Origin of the sequence: Planktothrix pseudagardhii (assembly GCF_904830925.1) — a bacterium.
Classification (GTDB): Bacteria; Cyanobacteriota; Cyanobacteriia; order Cyanobacteriales; family Microcoleaceae; genus Planktothrix; species Planktothrix tepida.
Window position 1 is genome coordinate 3,226,087 of sequence record NZ_LR882967.1, and the last position, 18,531, is coordinate 3,244,617.

The following is an 18,531-nucleotide window of genomic DNA, read 5'->3' on the forward strand; positions in this document are numbered from 1 at the left end:
TTTGAGCTTTCAAAGCCAATAAACAAGCGTAATCTTAACCAACCGTTAAGGATTTTTATGATATGAGCTTGAGCGTGATTTTGTTGCTGATAGGGGGTTTAGTCTTGCTGGTTGTGGGTGCAGAACTCTTAGTTCGGGGCGCTTCAAACATTGCTGCAATGTTAAGAATTCCCTCCTTACTGGTGGGACTTACCATTGTTGCTTATGGAACCAGTTCACCTGAAATGGCGGTCAGTATTCAATCGAGTTTTGCAGGTCAAGCGAATGTTGCATTAGGAAATGTAGTTGGAAGTAATATTTTTAATATCTTAATTATTTTAGGAATTTCGGCTTTAATTGCCCCTTTAATGGTCGCGAGTCAATTGATTCGTTTAGATGTTCCGATTATGATTGGGGTGTCTATTTTAACCTTAATATTTGGCAGTGATGGCATTATTAGTCCGGTCGATGGAACGATTTTATTTATTGGGGCAATTGTCTATACTTTGTTTTTAATTTACGAAGCCAAGAAACAAAAAGATGAGGAATCTGCGGAGAATTCCTCTCATACTTCCATTGAAAACAGCCCCAAAAATTGGCTGATTAATATTGCCTTAATTGCCCTGGGGTTAGTGTTACTGATTCAAGGGTCTAATTGGTTAGTTGAAAGCTCAATTACTATTGCTAAAGCCCTGGGAGTGAGTGATTTAGTCATCGGATTAACCATTGTCGCAGCCGGAACTTCCCTCCCGGAATTAGCGAGTTCTGTGGTAGCCAGTATTAAGGGAGAACGCGATATTGCGGTTGGTAATGTAGTCGGAAGTAATATTTTTAATATCTTGGCTGTTTTAGGACTATCTTCCGCTATTTCCCCAGATGGAATTCCAGTTGCAACGGCTGCTTTAAATTTTGATATTCCGGTAATGATTGCGGTGGCGATTTCCTGTTTTCCAATTTTTTATAGTGGGAAATCTATTGCTCGTTGGGAAGGAATACTGTTTCTCGCTTATTATGTTGCTTATAGTTCCTATTTAATCCTCGACTCTTCTCAACATTCTCAACTTCCTTGGTTTAATTTTGTGATGATCAGTTTTGTCATTCCGATTACAATCTTAACCTTAATTGTTACTACTGTCCGTACCTATCAAGCGAAACGAAAACGGTTAAATTCTTAATCTAAAAATAGTTATATTCCATCCCTTAATGTTTGCTAAAAATTCCCCCTGGTGTAGAGACCAGGGCTGTTTCATTCTCTTCCATAAACCTCTGTGACCTAACCCCCCAACCCCCTTCCCTATTAGGGAAGGGGGAGTAATTAATAATTTTTGATATTTAATAGTAATAATTAGTCCCCCCTCTCCTTGCAGGAGAGGGGGTTAGGGGGAGAGGTCATACAGTTTTTCCTGGAAAATGAAACAGCCCTGGGCTTCTCCACCGCCATTGGCGAGGGTAAATTGAGGGCCAGTGGGCTGATAAAAAATTTCACTATCTTCAAAATTACGTTTAATCACTGGAGAAAGACCAAACCACAAACTATGATAATTTGCTGTGGGAACTTGGCTTATATCGGTAACATTAGAACTTAAACTATTAGCCTGTCCAAGTCCGGCAGAATAGATCGTAAAACTACTACTGGGTAAACGAGTATTATTAGCAGCAAAAAATAAGTTAATATTATAGCGCTACGCATTACAGTTAGGACATTTCCAAATCCTGAAACCCTTTCAATTCTTACTTTTCCCTGTTCCCTGTTCCCTGTTCCCTGTTCCCTCTTCAAGTAGCGCTATAAAACTAGGAATTTGTTCAGGGTGGCTTATTTTTTTTGAGTTGTTATGAGTCAATTAGGGTGCAAACGGATGTCAAACTGATCACCAATCTATGATTCCATTTAAAACGATAAAACCGTTGATTGAACTTCTTGCCAGTGAATCCGATACAGTTGTAACGGTTCAGCTTTGCCTTTAACAATAACGGGGGGAATTTTTTCTAAGGGAATACTGCGATCTTTGAGTTGATCAAATGTGGATTGAGAAATTAAAATTTCGTTTTTTTGAGCGGCGGAACAAATCCGACTAGCTACATTCATGGTATCTCCAATATGGGTATATTGAATCAGTTTAGAAGAGCCAATATTTCCCGCCGCCACCTGTCCGGTATTAAGTCCAATATGAATATAAATGGGTTCACCATAACGTTGTTTCCATTGCTCATTCATCCGATAAACAGACCATTGCATTTCAATCGCCGCCCGCACCGCTCGATCAACATCATCATGACGGGAATAAGGTGCTCCCCAAACCGCAACTAAGGCATCTCCAATATATTTTTCTAAGGTTCCTTCAAAGGGAAAAACAATTTCCTCCACCATAATTTTAAAATATTCATTTAACATAGAAATGACTTGTCGAGGCTGCATTCGAGACGACATTTCAGTAAAGCGAGTAATATCAGAAAATAAAGCGGTGACTTCACTTTCTACAATCCCTAATTTTCCTTCTTCTCGAAGTTTTCGACTCACCGCCGGAGGAAAAAATCGTTCAAGTTTATTACGAATGACCGCCTCTTCCTGCATTTTTTTATATAATTCAGCGTTATCAATAGCGATCGCCGATTGATTGGCTAAAGCCGTTAAAAACTCTACATCTTCGGGAGAATAAATATCTGTTAAAGATAAATTATCGACATACAACACCCCAATCACACTTTCTCGAAGTTGTAAGGGCGCACACATGGACGCATGAATCGCTTGACACAAAATCGACTCAGAACCCTCAAAGCGTTCATCCGATTGGGCATCGGCTATTAACAATGCCTTCCCTGTTTCGCGAACGGTATTGGTAATTTTTTTACTATAAAAATGTTCATCCGCTAAGGGTTCTTCCCGAAATTTAACCGCTTTTCGTTCTAAATTATTCGTTTTGGGATTAACGAGCAAAATTGCAGCCCGATCAACATTCATAATCTGAAATAACAGATCTAAAATTTTATCCAGCAGTTTATTGAGTTCATGGGGAGAAGATAACTCTTTGCTGACTTCTAATAAAATTTTTAACTTATCAACAACTCGTAAATGGACATCTTGTTGGCGAATATTTAAAACTGAACTTCCGGCTGGGGCGGGTTCTAATAAATCTTGAATAATCGTATAACTCGCATCGGTCGCAAATTCTTGAATCACTGAGGTTTGAGAATTCTCTGCATGGGCTTTTAAGGCGGGTGTGAGGGAAACATTCATAAACTTAAATACCACACGACCACAACGAATTAAATCCCCAGACTTGAGATTTGAGTGTTCAATCATCACCTCATTAACAAAGGTATGATTGCTACTCTGCATATCGGTAATCGTGATTTTATCTTCACGGACATCAATGCAAGCATGACGACGAGACAAACTAACATCTGCCAAACAAATCGTGTTATCCCGTCCCCGTCCGATGGTATTCTCACCGAACTGTAAGTTAAACGTCATGGCGCTGGTCGTATCGGGGTTGTAAATGATATACGGCACTTTCCTCTTAACCTAATTCCTATAAAAGCGTTACATGGACGGGATTGTGCGAATCAATGAAATCTCTGTGTGATGTTAAAGGCATTTATTAGAAGGTCAAAAATGAACAGCCCAGTCATAAACCGTTGATTCCTGCGGTTGGCATTACTGTCTGTTTACAATTTAACTCCAATTACCCGATTTATTCTAATTTTAGATTGCCCCTTCTAAAGCAGCCCCGACGACGCGATGATCTTCATCTTTTTTTAGATAGTGTAATGCAGCCTGGGCTTGGGGATGATTAAATTTTCTCAAGGCTAAAGCCACACGAGTGCGAATTCGCCAAACTGGAGTTCCGACTAATTCTAAAAGCTGTTCTAAGGCTTCTGTTTGTTTCTCTGTTCCGGCTAATCCGGCTAATCCTTCAATGGCGGCTTCTTGAGCGACTTGTTCTGGGGCACTCAACGCACAAATACAGATGTCATACAACGCTTGGGGGTGACGACGGCTGATCAACGGTTCTAAAATACTACGTCGCACGAGCCAGTTACAATCTTGACCAAAACAGCGCACGAGGTAAGGGATGGCCATTTCCCCATATTGGGAGAGGGAGTTAGCCGCTTCAGCGCGAACATTGGGATCGGGATCGTGATCGAGGAGTTCCACCAACGCTTGAAATGATTCGGGGGATTGTTGACGTCCCAGTCCCATCGCCACAAAAGACCGGATAATAAATTCAGGATCACTGAGTTTACTGATTAATAGAGGAATCGCTACTTGACTCTCATGATCGTTTAGCTCAGTTAGTCCCCGGAGTCGCTCCTGAAAATCATGGCTATTCAGGTAGGTTTGGATTTGCTGGATCTGCATCAGAATCCTCCAGAAGCGTTAAAATTTAAAATCTGTGTTTGCAACAAAAGGGTCTTAATGGGGTTTGATTTATTAATGATGATCGATAGACTTATTTACTTTACTGCAAAATTTTAATTCCGCAAAACTATCTCCAGAAAGAGGAGTGAATGCGTATATATACTGACCTCTGTGTCAATTCTGGATTTTATTGATATGTATTTAAAAGTATTACATCTACGACAGTTCCGCAACTATGTTGATCAAAACGTTTTATTTGAAGCCCCCAAAACGATTTTATTAGGAAATAATGCTCAAGGAAAATCGAATTTATTAGAAGCGGTGGAATTGCTTTCAACTCTCAAAAGTCATCGGGTAAGTCGAGATCGGGATTTGATTTTTGATCCTGAACCTACTGGACAAGTCAGTGCTACGGTGGAACGGGACGTGGGAACCTTGGATTTAGCCATTACCCTGCGTTCCCAAGGGGGACGAACGGTTGCTCTCAATGGTCAATCTTTGCGTCGTCACTTGGATTTTTTGAGTGTATTAAATGTCGTTCAGTTTTCTAGTTTAGATTTAGAATTAGTTCGAGGTGGCCCTGAACATCGACGCAGTTGGTTAGATCGGTTATTGGTACAGTTAGAACCTATTTATGCTTATATTTTACAACAATATAATCAAGTCCTACGTCAACGCAATGCCCTCCTGAAACAAATTAAACAGAATGGGGAAGTTTCCGATTTTCAACCAGAAGAATTAAAGCTTTGGGATGTGCAATTAGCGATCGCCGGAACCCGGGTTTTACGACGGCGGAATCGGGTTTTAGAACGTTTAGTTCCTTTAGCTAAAGCTTGGCATCAATCGATTAGTGGCAGTACGGAGTTATTAGAGATTATTTATCAACCGAATGTTAATTTAGAGTTACCCAATCAAAGTTTATCAACTACACCCCCGGAAAAAATTCAACAGGCTTTTTTTGAGAAACTCGCAACTCGATTAATCGCAGAAAAACAACAAGGTATTTCTTTAGTTGGCCCCCATCGAGATGATGTGATCTTTACCATTAATCAAACTCTAGCCCGCAATTATGCTTCATCGGGTCAACAACGCACGTTAGTTTTAGCGTTAAAATTAGCGGAATTACAACTGATTGAAGCGGTGGTGGGGGAACCTCCCTTACTATTATTAGATGATGTCTTAGCTGAGTTAGATCTACATCGACAAAATCAACTGTTAGAGGCCATTCAAGATCGCTTTCAAACATTAATTACAACCACCCATTTAGGGTCTTTTGATACTCAATGGTTAAAGAACACTCAAATTTTAAGCGTTAAAGCTGGACAAATTCACCCGCTAAACTCCTGTAGCTAAACCCTAGCCAAATTTTAAATTCAACGTATAATCAAATTAGGATCGGCTATATTGTGGTAACTCCAGGAATCAGGTTCAATGCTTTCTGAGGGTTCCCCCAAAGAAACAAGTACAACCTTGGTTTTTACGTTTGAGCTAATCAAACAATTCCATCATGGATTTCTCCCAGTTCTTCCGTTCTCTATGGATCAGTCAAACCTGGAAAAAAATTCCCTTACGGTTTGTCTTGATTATTCCCTTTGTTATCCAGATTACAGCAACGGTATCTATTATTGGTTATCTCTCCTTTTTAAGTGGACAACGTGCCATTGAGAAAATGAGTAGCGAACTCATGGATGAGATAACTCAGCGTGTGAAAGCTCATATTGAACACCTAACAGAAGATACAGAAACAATTACAAATTTGACACTCGATTATTGGAAATCTGAAAACTTAGATTTAAACAATCTGAATCTGTTAGAAAGACAGCTATTTTTAAATTTACATAATTTTAAGTTGATTAGTACAATATTAGTGGGAAATGAACAGCATCAGTTTGTAGCCGTTAGTCATTTTAATGGACTGCGACTCTGGCGTTCTAGTCCCCAAGATTCATCCCTAATTTATGATTATGCGATTGATCAAACGGGAAAACCGATTAAACTTTTAAGAACCTTTTGGAAACCCAGTGTTACCCTGCGTCCTTGGTATCAAGATGCCGTAAAAAGTCAAAAAACACGCTGGGGTTCCTTTTTTGTATTAGGAAATCAAGAAGATTGGGGATTAAATCTCAATACGCCAATTTATGAACCCAAAACAGGGAAATTGTTGGGGGTCTTGTCCGCTGGAATTGTCTCTTCTGATCTCAGTAATTTTCTGAGCCAGATTCAAGTTGGAGATGGGGGACAAATCATTCTGATTGATAGACAGGGAAATTTAGTAGCAGATTCTCAAGGTAAAGTTGATCAACACAAATCTCAAAATTTAAAACTAATTAATCTGTTCACCAGCCAAGATTCGCTCTTAAATAATATCGGAAAGTTTTTAATTAAAAATTATGGGGATTTACAAAAACTTCAAACTGTACAAAATCTTGATTTTCCCATTCCATCGACAACTTGGGGAAGTTTATCAAACCATTATTATTTACAAGTTGTTCCCTTAAACGATCAATATGGTTTAGATTTACTGACCATTATTGTGATTCCTCGAAGCGATTTCATGGCTGAAGTTTATGCTCAGTTTAAACAAACCTTTTTTCTGTGTACTGGTATTTTTATATTGGCGATTGGTGTGGGGAGCTTGACCAGTCGTTGGATTATTAAACCCATTTTAGCAGTTAATCAAGCGACTAAACGGATTGCAGAAGGTGAAATTCAACACCTCAGAGATTTTGAAAGAAGTGATGAAATTGGGGAATTAGTTCAATCTTTTAAAGGAATGAATACTCAATTACAAAATACTTTACTTCAACTTAAAATAGAAATTCTTAAACACAAAAAAACCGAAGCAAAATTGCGCCAAGCTCAACAAATTTCAAAACTGAGTATTTGGGAATTTTATTGTCAAACTCAAACCACAATTTGGAGTCCAGAAATTTATCAACTTTATGGTCTTGATCCTATCGTTAACCCCCCTCAAGGAGAAGAAATATTACAGTATATTTATCCTGACGATCACTCCATCTATCGTCATGAAATTCTTAAACCTTTATGGGCGAAAAAACCCTTCGCAGCAGAATTACGAATTGTCCGTTGTGATGGTTCAATTGGCTATGTAGAAATCCAGGGAGAACCGATTTTTGATCAACAACACAAAGAGGTCATTCGCTTATTAGGAACCCTCAGAGATGTTACAGACCGCAGACAAGTGGAAATTACCTTAAAAAATCAAGAACAATTATTACGAAGTATTTATGAGGGAGTGGAGGAACCTATTTTTGTGGTAGAAGTTGGAGACAATGGAGAGTTTTACTATGTAGGAACTAATTCCGCCCATGAGAGAATAACAGGTTTGTCGCGTAAATTATTGTTAGGAAAAACCCCTCAAGAATTAAAGTTACCTTTCTGGGAAAAGATCGTTCAACATTATCAAGACTGTATTGATGCAGGAACGTCTATTTGTTATGAAGAAGTCGTGGTTTTAAAGGATGTAGAAAGGTTTTGGTATACAAGCCTTACACCCTTAAAAGATTTACAATCTAAAATTTATCGGATTGTTGGAACCACAATAGATACCACTTATATTAAAAAAACGGAGCGATCGCTACAATCTGCATTACAACAAATTCAAGAACATTTTGAAAACTCACCCTTAGCGATTATAGAATGGGATGCTCAAGGTAAAATTAAACGCTGGTCAAAACAAGCTGAAGATATATTTGGCTGGAAAGCAGATGAAGTTGTCGGTTTATCGAATGATGATTTTTCCATGATCCATGAAGAAGATCAAGAAAACGTTTATCAGGAAATTCAGAAAATGATATCCGGTCAAACCAGTACCTTAAAAATGCAAAACCGCAATTATACGAAAACCGGAGAAATTCTAACGTGTGAATGGTTTTCGTCAGGTATTTTTGATCAACACGGAAATTTAACCTCTACTTTATCCTTTATTCAGGATATCACCGCTCGTCAGCAAGCGGAAGAAGCTTTACGTCAAAGTGAAGAACGGTTTAGAAGTGCATTTACCAATACCGCAATTGGAATGTTTATTATTTCAACAAACTGTAGATTTTTACAAGTTAACGATGCAATTTGTCAAATTTTAGGCTATTCTGAGGCAGAACTTTTAAATTTAACGTTTCATGATATTACTTATCCTGATGATTTAAAAAGAGATTTAAGTTATGTTAAACAAATATTAGAAGGTAAAATTAAAACCTATACGTTAGAAAAACGATTAATTCATAAAAAGGGAAATTTAGTTTCAGGATTACTCAGTATTGGTTTTGTTCAAGATCGTCAGAATCATCCCCTTTATTTTGTCGCTCAATTTCAAGATATTACTCAACGAGTACAAGCAGAACAAGCTTTAAAAGAAAGTGAACAACGATTTGAACGCGCCATTAAGGGATCAAATGATGGAATTTGGGATTGGTTTGATATCCATCAAGAACAAATTTGGTATTCTCCTCGACTTTTTGAAATTATGGGGTATCAACCGAATGAATTTCAACCCACTTTAACCCGGTTCAGAAATTTTATTCATCCTGATGATCGTCAACTGGTATTTCAAGCCATTGAAAATCATCTGCGGTTTCATAGTCCTTACTTTATTGAATATCGGTTGTTGCACAAATTAGGTGATTATATTTGGGTACGAGCTAGGGGAGAAGCCCTCAGAGATGCACAGGGAAACCCAGTGAGTATGGCAGGTTCCGTAACAGATATTACCGAACAAAAATTAGGAGAATTAGCCCTACGCCAAAGTGAAGCCAAATGGCGACATTTAATTGAAGCTAATATTGTGGGGATTCTTTTTGCTGATTTTGAAGGCAGAATTTTAGAAGCCAATGATGCCTTTTTACGGATAATTGGCTATAGCCGAGAGGAGTTAGAAAAGGGACAATTACGCTGGGATACTCTTACCCCCCCTGAAGGTAAAGCCGCTGATCAAGAAAGGGTTCAGAAAATTTTAACTGAGAAGGTTTTACCCCCCGATGAAAAAGAATATTTACATAAAGATGGAACTCGAATTCCCATTATTTTAGGAGCAACTTTATTAGAAGAACAAAATCAATGTGTTGCTTTTGTGTTAGATATGACCCAACAAAAACAAACCAAAATCGAGCTTCAAAAAGCTAAAGAACAAGCGGAAGCCGCTAATCGGGCTAAAAGTAACTTTTTAACCAATATGAGTCATGAACTTCGTACCCCTTTAAATGCTATTTTAGGGTTTACGCAACTGATGGTGCGAGATTCTACCTTAGCATCCCATCATCGAGAGAAATTACAAATTATTAACCGGAATGGAGCTTATTTATTACAGTTAATTAATGATATTTTATCCATTTCTAAAATTGAAGCTAATCACGTTACCCTCGATATAACATCATTTGATTTATATCAATTATTAGCAGATTTAAGAAATACCTTTGAACTGCGCTCTAGCTCTAAAGGAATACAACTGATCATTGAGAAATCTCCCCAGTTACCTCGATATATACAAACCGATGAACGCAAATTGCGACAAGTTCTGATCAACTTATTAGATAATGCGATAAAATTTACTTATCGGGGTTCTGTCACCCTGCGAATTAAGCCTTTAGACCTGACTGTTAACTGCTCTAATTCTTCTGAATACACACTTGGGTTTGAAGTACAAGACACCGGGGATGGGATTGCATTAGAAGAATTAGATACCATGTTTGATGCTTTTGTACAAACCACAACTGGACGACAATCTCAACAAGGAACCGGGCTGGGACTGCCGATTAGTCGTCGATTTGTAGAGCTTTTGGGTGGTAAAATCACCGTCAGGAGTCAAGTTGGAATAGGAACTTGCTTTCAATTCACAATTCAGCTTCCTGAAATTGACGCTACAACCCTGGCGTTATCACAAACCCAATATCAAGTGATTGGACTCGCACCCGATCAACCTGAATACCGAATTTTAGTGGTTGATGATTTAGAAGCCAACCGTCACTGGTTAGCGAAATTATTACGTTCCGTGGGGTTTGATGTTGAAGAAGCGGAAAATGGGGAAATGGCTTTGATTCTGGTAGAATCCTACAGCCCCCATCTAATATGGATGGATATGCGAATGTCGGGTATGAATGGCTATCAGGCTACTCAAGAAATTAGAGCCAAAAAAGCTCAAATTTTGTTATCGACCCCCCCTGATTTTGAGCCGTTTCCCAAAATTATTGCGGTTTCTGCTAGTGTATTTGAAGAGGAACGCCAACAAGTAATTGATGCAGGTTGCGATGATTTCGTTGGTAAACCTTTAACCGAAACTACTATTTGGGAGATGCTAAAGAAACATTTAGGCGTAAAGTACACAGTTGAAGAGTTGAAGCCAAACCAAGCTGAACATCATCAAATCCAGGATGCAGTCATTGTCGAAGCTTTAACCACTCTTCCTCCAGAATTACTGAATCAGCTTGCTATCGAGACTCAAATTGGGGATTCTGAAAAGCTTCTCAGTTTGCTAACACAAATTCCTAATTCTCAACCGTTTTTAATTAACACACTTACGGAATTAATCAATAACTTTGAGTTTGAATTAATTCTCCATTGGGTTACACTCGCGCTCTCATGAAATCTAACTCAGCTACCCCGTCTTTAGCCAATATTTTAATTGTTGATGATGTGCCTGATAACTTGCGGGTTTTATCTCAAGTTTTATTACAGCAAGGTTATCGAGTTCGCAAAGCAACTAATGGGCAATTTGCCTTAAATTCTGCCCAATTGATGCCCCCTGATTTAATTTTATTAGATGTGATGATGCCAGAGTTAGACGGGTATGAAGCTTGTCGTTTTCTCAAGGCAGATGAACGCACGCGGGATATTCCGATTATTTTTATTACGGCCAGAGATGATATTGAAAGTAAACTCATGGGGTTTGAAGTGGGAGGATTAGATTATATTACGAAACCCTTTGATGTTCAAGAAGTTGTGGTTCGGGTTGCCACCCAACTTAAAGTCAGTCGATTGCAAAAAGAACTGCAATTACAAAAAGAACAGTTAGAGCAAAAAAATCAACAACTCGAACAGGAAATTAGCGATCGCATTACCGCCCAAACTGAACTCCAAAACTTAAATCAAGAGTTAGAAACTAAAGTTGAACAACGTACTCAAGAACTGAGACTGAGAAATCAAGAGTTAATTAGTTTACAAAAGAAATTAGAAATTTCTTTAAAAAAAGAACAATCTTTAAGCGAAATGAAATCTCAATTAATTACGACGATTTCTCATGAATTTCGGACTCCTTTAACGGTGATTATGACTTCTAATGAGTTAATTAAATATAAAATTGAAAAACAACAAACTCAAAATTTAGACCGACATTTAAACCGAGTCAATGAAAGCGTTAAACGCATTGAACAGATTTTGAATAGTGCAATTGTATTGGCACAAGCCGAATCTAATTTAATTAATTTTGAACCCCAAATTTTAAATTTAGATTTATTTACTCAACAGATCCTAGAAGATTGGAAATCTCTCGAAAACCAATCCCATCCCATAAAATTATCTATTAAAGGGAATCATCCTGAAATCTTTAAAGCTGATCCCAATTTTCTTAAACAAATTTTAATTAATTTACTAACCAATGCAATTCGTTATTCTCCAGAGGGAGGGACAATTAATCTGGAACTGATTTATCAACCCACTGAAGTTATCTTTAAAATTCGAGATCGGGGAATTGGCATTCCTGAATCTGAACTAGACCAAGTATTTGATGCCTTTTATCGTGGCAGTAATGCGGATTCTATCTCAGGAACTCCCGGTGCTGGATTAGGATTAACTGTTGTTAAACGCCTTGTAAAACTCCATCAAGGAACAATAACTCTGGAAAGCATTCTCAACCAAGGAACAATCGTTACCCTTTCTTTACCTGTTTCAGAGGTTAAGAGTTGACGCTCAACCGTCAACCCTTAACAAACTCCCTTAAGTTGTTTCCGTAGACGGAGATGGAGTTTCAGTTTTAAACACAATTCGCAGTAACGGAGGCGCTAAAAATGTAGTGAGGATAACCATCAAAATAATCGCCACATCCAAAGCGGGAGATAAGGCACCACTGGCAGAACCAACGGCGGCGAAGACTAATCCCACTTCTCCTCGTGGAATCATCCCAACGCCAATTCCTAAACGATTGGGTTTATCCAAACCAAATACCCCCCAACCTGCTGAGATTTTGCCAACAATTGCCACCACAATTAAAAACACAGCAATAATTAATCCTTCCCGATTTTCAGGAACAGCCGGGTTTAAAACACTTAAATCCGTTTTTGCCCCAACCGCTACAAAAAATACCGGAACAATTACATCGGCAATCGGTTTAATTAGCTCTTCTAACTCCTTACCTGGTTCAGTTTCATCTAACACTAACCCGGCGGCAAATGCCCCTAGAATGGCTTCTAAGTGAATTGCACCCCCAATATAGGCTAAAAGAAACGCTAAAATTAAGGCAGGAACCACAACCCGACCTCGTGTTTTAAATTGTGAGGCAAGAGCAACAAAAGTTCCATTAAAAAACTTGCCTAAAACAATCGCACCGATAATAAAAACACTAGCACTAATAATCAAATAAATGATATTAGCAATATCAATTTCGCCTGTTTTTGCCAAACTGGCAACAACCGCTAAAATCAAAATTCCTAACACATCATCAATCACCGCCGCACCCAAGATAATTTGACCTTCTTGGGTAGACAAACAACCAATTTCTGATAGAACCCTAGAGGTAATTCCGATACTGGTAGCCGTCAACGCAGCACCCGCAAATACTGCCGGAATGACGGGAACATGGAAGATGGCAATTAATCCCACCGTTCCTGCAACAAAGGGAACAACAACCCCCAAACAAGCCACAATAAAAGCTTGAATTCCTACAGCCAGCAGTTGTTCAATATTGGATTCTAAACCAATTTCAAACAACAGAATAATCACACCGAGTTCGGATAAAATCTCTAAAACTTCACTTTGAGATTTAAACGTTGCTTCTGCTGCATCGGGGCTTAAGCCGGCGGTCGTTTCCAGAATACTAATAATCAGTGAACGAGAACTATCAATTCCCCCTTCTGGAAAAACCACTAAATGCAGGGCAGAAACCCCAATAATTACCCCTCCCAGCAATTCTCCCAAAACCGGAGGAAACCCTAACCAGTTGGCAAACTCTCCCCCTGCTTTACTGGCTACAAAAATCGCCACTAAACTCAGCAGAACCCCCAGTAATACCATTGTTGATTCTGCTTCCCCTGGATGGCCAGCTTCCGTCGCCGTTCCCAAAATTGGGAAAAATCCCAATTCAAACCTTGAGAACATAGAACCCAACGGGAAAACCCCTGTAACTAGATCCACAGTTAACTCCATCTAACTCACCCCAATTACTTTAGCGGAAACAGACACAGGGGGACAAGGGGATGAGGGGATGAGGGGATGAGGGGATGGATGGGAAATTATTAACTTCTGTACAGACGCGCCAAACCTGGAGTGATATCGTGGAGTCCGAGTCCGTCTAATAACTGATAACTGATAACTGATAACTGATAACTGATAGCTGATAACTGTTAACTAAAGACTCGATGTTGGAGGCTGGGCATTTGGCGGCGGACTTGTTCAAGACGGACTGGATCAATTTCTGCGATCGCCACCCCTGGTTTATCTCCCCCATCAGCGAGGACAGCCCCCCAAGGATCAAGAATCATGGCATGACCATGAGTATATCGACGGCCATAATGACACCCAGTTTGAGCAGGTGCAATCACATAACAGGTATTTTCGATCGCTCTGGCTTTGAGGAGAATTTCCCAGTGATCCTTTCCGGTATAAGCGGTAAAAGCAGCCGGGACAAATAAAATTTCTGCTCCCTTTTGGGATAAATGGCGATAAAGTTCAGGAAATCGGACATCATAACACACCGATAATCCTAAATTTCCCAATTCTGGGGAATCATAAACCGGAGGTAAAACACTTCCGGCCATCACCGTATTAGATTCGCGATAAGTATTGCCATCGGGTAAATTAACATCAAATAGATGAACTTTCTGATAACGCGCTAATTCCTGACCATTAGACCCCATCAACACCGCCGTATTGTAGACTTTGCCATCGGTGGTGGGAACGGGAAAACCCCCAGCTAAAAGCGTAATTTGAAACCGTTGGGTAATCGTTTTGAGAAATTTTTCAGTTTTTTGGGCAATGATTTCAGCTTGAGCCAGTTTCTCGGCTTCTTCACCCATAAAGGGAAAATTCTCAGGTAAGCTGACTAACTCCGCCCCCTGACGAACTGCTAAATCAATCAATTCTTCTGCCTCTGCTAGATTTTTATCTAACCAAGGCGTACTGGTCATTTGAATAGCCGCAGCAAGATAGGATTTCATTGAACAATATATATCGAAAATTAAATACAGTTAATCCTTAAGGGTTGACGGTTGAGGGTTGAGGGTTGACGGTTGAAAGTTGACCCTTAACTCACAACCGACAACTGACAACCGACAACCAAAACCCCATTTAACTCAAGGTTAAATTACGGCATAGGGTGGAAAAGTAAATCGGGGAAAAAGCGATTAAATTCGATTAAAATTCCCGCAGTAACGGCCATCCAAGCGGCGGCTAAAACAGGGGCTGTTGAAAGATATTTCAGGAAATACTGCATGAGTTTTTTCTCCTAAGTTTGCAACCGTGTGAAAAAGAATTAATCAGTTAAAAGAAAGCAGAATTCACAAAGAGTATTGGTACATAAACAAATCTTGTTTATGAATCGATTAGATAGAAAATTTTGAGGTAATAAAGTTAACCTAAATTTTCCCCAATCTTTGGATGAGAATTCTGCAATTAGCGAGGTGAAACGGTGATTTCGTCATCTTTAGCGAACATTTCACCTGTAGTGAATTCTTTCAACGCTGCTAAAGGCCACAGGAAGCCACTGAGCATATAGGTCAGGGCCACAGGAACATCGATGATAATTTCTTTTTCTGTGGGACTGTCGCTCTTTTTAGCATATTGTAAATACGCCCGACCAACCCAACCAATCCACCCTGCAATATACAGGAACAGAATGCTCGGAATTACGAAGTCTCCCGCATGAGCTAGGCTTCCATCAGCGATTAAATGGGGTAAGCCGTCTTCTTTACCACACAGTTCTTGTGAATAACGCTCAAAGCGTGCTTTCACTCGTGCAGGGTCAGCAGAAGAAGAGAGAGCAGTTTTGGCCCGTTGCTGAAACACCGAAGATTCAGAACAAGGAACGAGATTATAAGCTGAAGCTGCGGGAACAACGCTCATCCACAAGCCCAGGGCTAGAATAGCAGCCAACAATCGACGCATAGAAGTGTTTCCTTTTGTTACAAAACAATACGTTTTTTATCCTTTGAGTCCAGGGGGGTTGTAAAAAACATCCCCTTGACGTAGGGAGGACAAAGCGTTTGTTATCCCTCGTAGCGAGGTCAAAACCCACGCAGAAGAATGGGGACTATTAGGTTCAGTTGTTCACTGTACCCAAAAAGATCTGTAATGATTAAGCTACTCAATAGAAGCTCCAATCATTTCATAAAATTTATCAGTCAATGGCAACAGTTTTAGCAATTGAAACAAGTTGTGACGAAACCGGGGTCGCAATTGTAAAGAATCGTAAAGTTTTGAGTAATGTTGTGGCATCTCAAATTGCCATTCATCACCCTTATGGGGGAGTTGTACCCGAAGTCGCCTCTCGCCATCATTTAGAAATGGTTAATTCTGTTCTTGACCAAGCCTTAGAAACCGCAGGGTTAGACTGGTCAGCGATTGATGGCGTTGCAGCAACCTGTGCCCCTGGACTGGTAGGGGCTCTATTAACCGGAATTACGGCTGCTAAAACTTTAGCCTTGGTACAGAATAAACCTTTTCTGGGCATTCATCACCTCGAAGGACATATCTACGCCAGCTATTTAACCGAAACCACTCTCCAACCGCCCTTTTTATGTTTATTAGTATCGGGAGGTCATACCAGTTTAATTCACGTTAAAGACTGTGGCGTTTATCACACCTTGGGACACACTGTAGATGATGCGGCCGGAGAAGCCTTTGATAAAGTTGCCCGGTTATTAAATTTAGGATATCCTGGCGGGCCTATTATTGATCAATTAGCCAGCCAAGGCAACCCCAAAGCCTTTACATTACCCGAAGGCAAAATTTCTCTACCCAATGGGGGTTATCATCCCTATCATTCGAGTTTTAGCGGATTAAAAACGGCGGTGTTAAGGTTAGTGCAAGCGTTAAAACAGGACAATCAACCGTTACCCGTTGCCGATATTGCAGCAAGTTTTCAAGAGACTGTTGCTAAAAGTTTAACAAAACGGGCGATCGCTTGTGCGGTAGATTTTGGATTAGATACGATTGCAGTTGGGGGTGGTGTGGCGGCGAATAGTGGGTTAAGAAACTATCTGCAAGAGGCGGCTAAACTTCACAATTTGCGGGTTTTATTTCCCCCTTTAAAATATTGTACCGATAACGCCGCGATGATTGCTTGTGCGGCTTCAGACCATCTTAATCAAGGTCATCTTTCACCCTTAACATTAGGGGCACAGTCCCGAATGTCGTTAGAGGAAGTTATGCAGTTATATCAGCAATAAATTTGTTTTACCCATCCCCTAACCCCTCTCCTGCAAGGCGAGGGGAGAATAAATTTTATAGTTAATTAAATCTCAAATCAATTTAAAAATATTAATATACACAATAAGGGAACAGGAAACAGGGAACAGGGAACAGGGATAATACTTCTGGCTGTTTCATATCAGTTTTAAATGATTACAATCTATTTTAATCTTAAAAAATTTAAGTGTTGTCCATCAAGTTGTAGGAGCTTATTTAAGTTTCCTTGTAATTTTAATTGACTTTCTTCTAAATAAATAATCTCATCTGCTCTCCGATTCACGCTAGGACGATGACTAATTAAAATTGTGGTTTTCCCTTGACGATAAGTTAATAATTCATTTAATAAATTTTCTTCACTAATCGGATCTAATCCTGATGTTGATTCATCTAAAATTAAGATAGGGGGATCATTTACAATCGCTCTAGCTATTGCTAATCTTTGACGCTGACCGCCGGATAAATTAGCCCCAAATTCCCCTAAGATTGTAAAATATTTATCAGGAAGTTGATCAATAAAATTATCGGCTTGGGCAAATTGACACGCTTTGACAATTTCTTCAAAAGTAACATGAGGTGATCCAATTCTAAAATTTTCAATAATACTCCGACTCCAAAACTGAGCTTCTTGGGGCACTAAAATCACTTGTTTTCTAATACATTCTAAACTTAAATTTTGTAAATTATAAGCCCCGACTCTAATTGTTCCTCCCTGCAATTCGTATAATCCCGCTAGAAGTTTTACCAAGGTACTTTTTCCACAACCGGATTCCCCAATAATTGCTGTGACTTTTCCTCCTTTAATATCGACATTAAAATCTTGAAATAAATCTAATCTTCCTGCATGATGATATAATATATTTTCACAGTAAATTATATCATTATTTTTAAATGTTACCCATTCTTTTTGAACATCATTATCAATTTCTGAAGGATAATCAATTACTGAAAAAATTCGTTGAATAATAATTCTTATTCTAACAAGTTCAGTCAGTAAACCTACTACTGTTTTAATAAAAACAGTAAAATTAACACTCATACTGTTAAAGGCTAAAAGTTGTCCGATGGTTAATTCTTTATTAATAACTAAGGTACTTCCAAACCACAATAAAACTATCCCTCCAATACTAGAAATAATCTCAGAGAAATTAAAATTTGTTACTCCAATTTGTCCGATTTTAAATTCTAAATTGGCTAATCTGCCAAAACGAGTTTGTAAATCTTCCCAGAATTGAGGTTCGGCTGTCGTTGTTTTTAAGGTAATTGCGCCTTTGAAACTTTCAATTAAAACCCCATGAGTTTCTCCTTCTAATACCATAATATCTTTAATTTTTTTTCTTAAAGACATCAAAAAAACTAAAGATGATGTCGCACTCAATAAGGTGATAAATATGATTAATAAAGTTAATTTATAACTATAAAATAGCATTAAACTCAACGAAATAATAGCGGTAAAAGATTGAGTCAAAACTCTAACAAACGATTGAGAAATAAAGAAATTAATTTCTTGAATATCTTTTAAACGGCTTAAGCTGTTAAGCATCTAAATAGGGTATAATGAAAAA

13 protein-coding genes are annotated in these 18,531 nt (G+C 38.9%); 5 read left to right on the top strand and 8 right to left on the bottom strand.

Annotated elements, in window-relative coordinates; translation table 11 throughout:
- Positions 1–62 precede the first annotated feature (62 nt).
- Positions 63–1,154: a calcium/sodium antiporter gene (locus NMK36_RS13725; protein WP_254173969.1), complete on the top strand. Its 1,092-nt coding sequence runs from the start codon at positions 63–65 to the stop codon at positions 1,152–1,154.
- 201 nt (positions 1,155–1,355) lie between these two features.
- On the opposite strand, the gene NMK36_RS28790 is transcribed toward NMK36_RS13725, so the two are convergent.
- From NMK36_RS28790 to NMK36_RS13735, 3 genes are all read right to left on the bottom strand, one after another.
- On the bottom strand, positions 1,356–1,490 hold the full coding sequence (locus NMK36_RS28790) for a hypothetical protein (RefSeq protein ID WP_302184660.1): 135 nt from the start codon (positions 1,488–1,490) through the stop codon (positions 1,356–1,358).
- Positions 1,491–1,867: 377 nt separating this feature from the next.
- Positions 1,868–3,490 carry an adenylate/guanylate cyclase domain-containing protein gene (locus NMK36_RS13730; protein WP_367997185.1) on the bottom strand — a complete coding sequence of 541 codons (1,623 nt, stop codon included), beginning with the start codon at positions 3,488–3,490 and terminating at the stop codon, positions 1,868–1,870.
- Positions 3,491–3,682: 192 nt separating this feature from the next.
- Entirely contained in the window at positions 3,683–4,339 is a 657-nt protein-coding gene (locus NMK36_RS13735) for a HEAT repeat domain-containing protein (protein WP_072720587.1), read from the bottom strand.
- 195 nt (positions 4,340–4,534) lie between these two features.
- On the opposite strand from NMK36_RS13735, the gene recF reads away from it, so the two are divergent.
- The 3 genes from recF to NMK36_RS13750 all read left to right on the top strand — a co-directional run bounded on the left by recF (position 4,535) and on the right by NMK36_RS13750 (position 12,253).
- The gene (gene recF / locus NMK36_RS13740) at positions 4,535–5,692 is read left to right on the top strand and encodes a DNA replication/repair protein RecF (RefSeq protein ID WP_254173970.1); all 1,158 of its coding nucleotides are present in this window, start codon (positions 4,535–4,537) and stop codon (positions 5,690–5,692) included.
- Between the two features lie 154 nt (positions 5,693–5,846).
- Entirely contained in the window at positions 5,847–10,934 is a 5,088-nt protein-coding gene (locus tag NMK36_RS13745) for a PAS domain S-box protein (protein ID WP_254173971.1), read from the top strand.
- Positions 10,931–12,253, top strand: coding sequence for an ATP-binding response regulator (locus tag NMK36_RS13750; protein ID WP_254173972.1), 1,323 nt, complete (start codon positions 10,931–10,933; stop codon positions 12,251–12,253). Before NMK36_RS13745 ends, NMK36_RS13750 begins: the two co-directional genes overlap by 4 nt.
- Positions 12,254–12,283: 30 nt before the next feature.
- Here the strand turns inward: NMK36_RS13750 and NMK36_RS13755 are convergent, their stop codons facing one another.
- The 4 genes from NMK36_RS13755 to NMK36_RS13770 form a co-directional block, all read right to left on the bottom strand.
- A complete protein-coding gene (locus NMK36_RS13755) occupies positions 12,284–13,660 on the bottom strand; it encodes a cation:proton antiporter (protein WP_072721147.1) in 1,377 nt (458 codons plus the stop codon).
- Between the two features lie 245 nt (positions 13,661–13,905).
- The gene (locus NMK36_RS13760; protein ID WP_072720590.1) at positions 13,906–14,718 is read right to left on the bottom strand and encodes a carbon-nitrogen hydrolase family protein; all 813 of its coding nucleotides are present in this window, start codon (positions 14,716–14,718) and stop codon (positions 13,906–13,908) included.
- Between the two features lie 146 nt (positions 14,719–14,864).
- Entirely contained in the window at positions 14,865–14,993 is a 129-nt protein-coding gene (psaJ, locus tag NMK36_RS13765) for a photosystem I reaction center subunit IX (RefSeq protein ID WP_072720591.1), read from the bottom strand.
- Between the two features lie 179 nt (positions 14,994–15,172).
- Positions 15,173–15,664 carry a Photosystem I reaction center subunit III gene (locus NMK36_RS13770; RefSeq protein WP_072720592.1) on the bottom strand — a complete coding sequence of 164 codons (492 nt, stop codon included), beginning with the start codon at positions 15,662–15,664 and terminating at the stop codon, positions 15,173–15,175.
- Between the two features lie 239 nt (positions 15,665–15,903).
- On the opposite strand from NMK36_RS13770, the gene tsaD reads away from it, so the two are divergent.
- Positions 15,904–16,947 (top strand): tRNA (adenosine(37)-N6)-threonylcarbamoyltransferase complex transferase subunit TsaD, encoded by a 1,044-nt coding sequence (gene tsaD, locus NMK36_RS13775; RefSeq protein ID WP_072720593.1) that lies wholly within the window; start codon positions 15,904–15,906, stop codon positions 16,945–16,947.
- A gap of 182 nt (positions 16,948–17,129) precedes the next feature.
- On the opposite strand, the gene NMK36_RS13780 is transcribed toward tsaD, so the two are convergent.
- Positions 17,130–18,509, bottom strand: a complete 1,380-nt coding sequence (locus NMK36_RS13780; protein ID WP_254173973.1) for a peptidase domain-containing ABC transporter — start codon at positions 18,507–18,509, stop codon at positions 17,130–17,132.
- Positions 18,510–18,531: the final 22 nt, after the last annotated feature.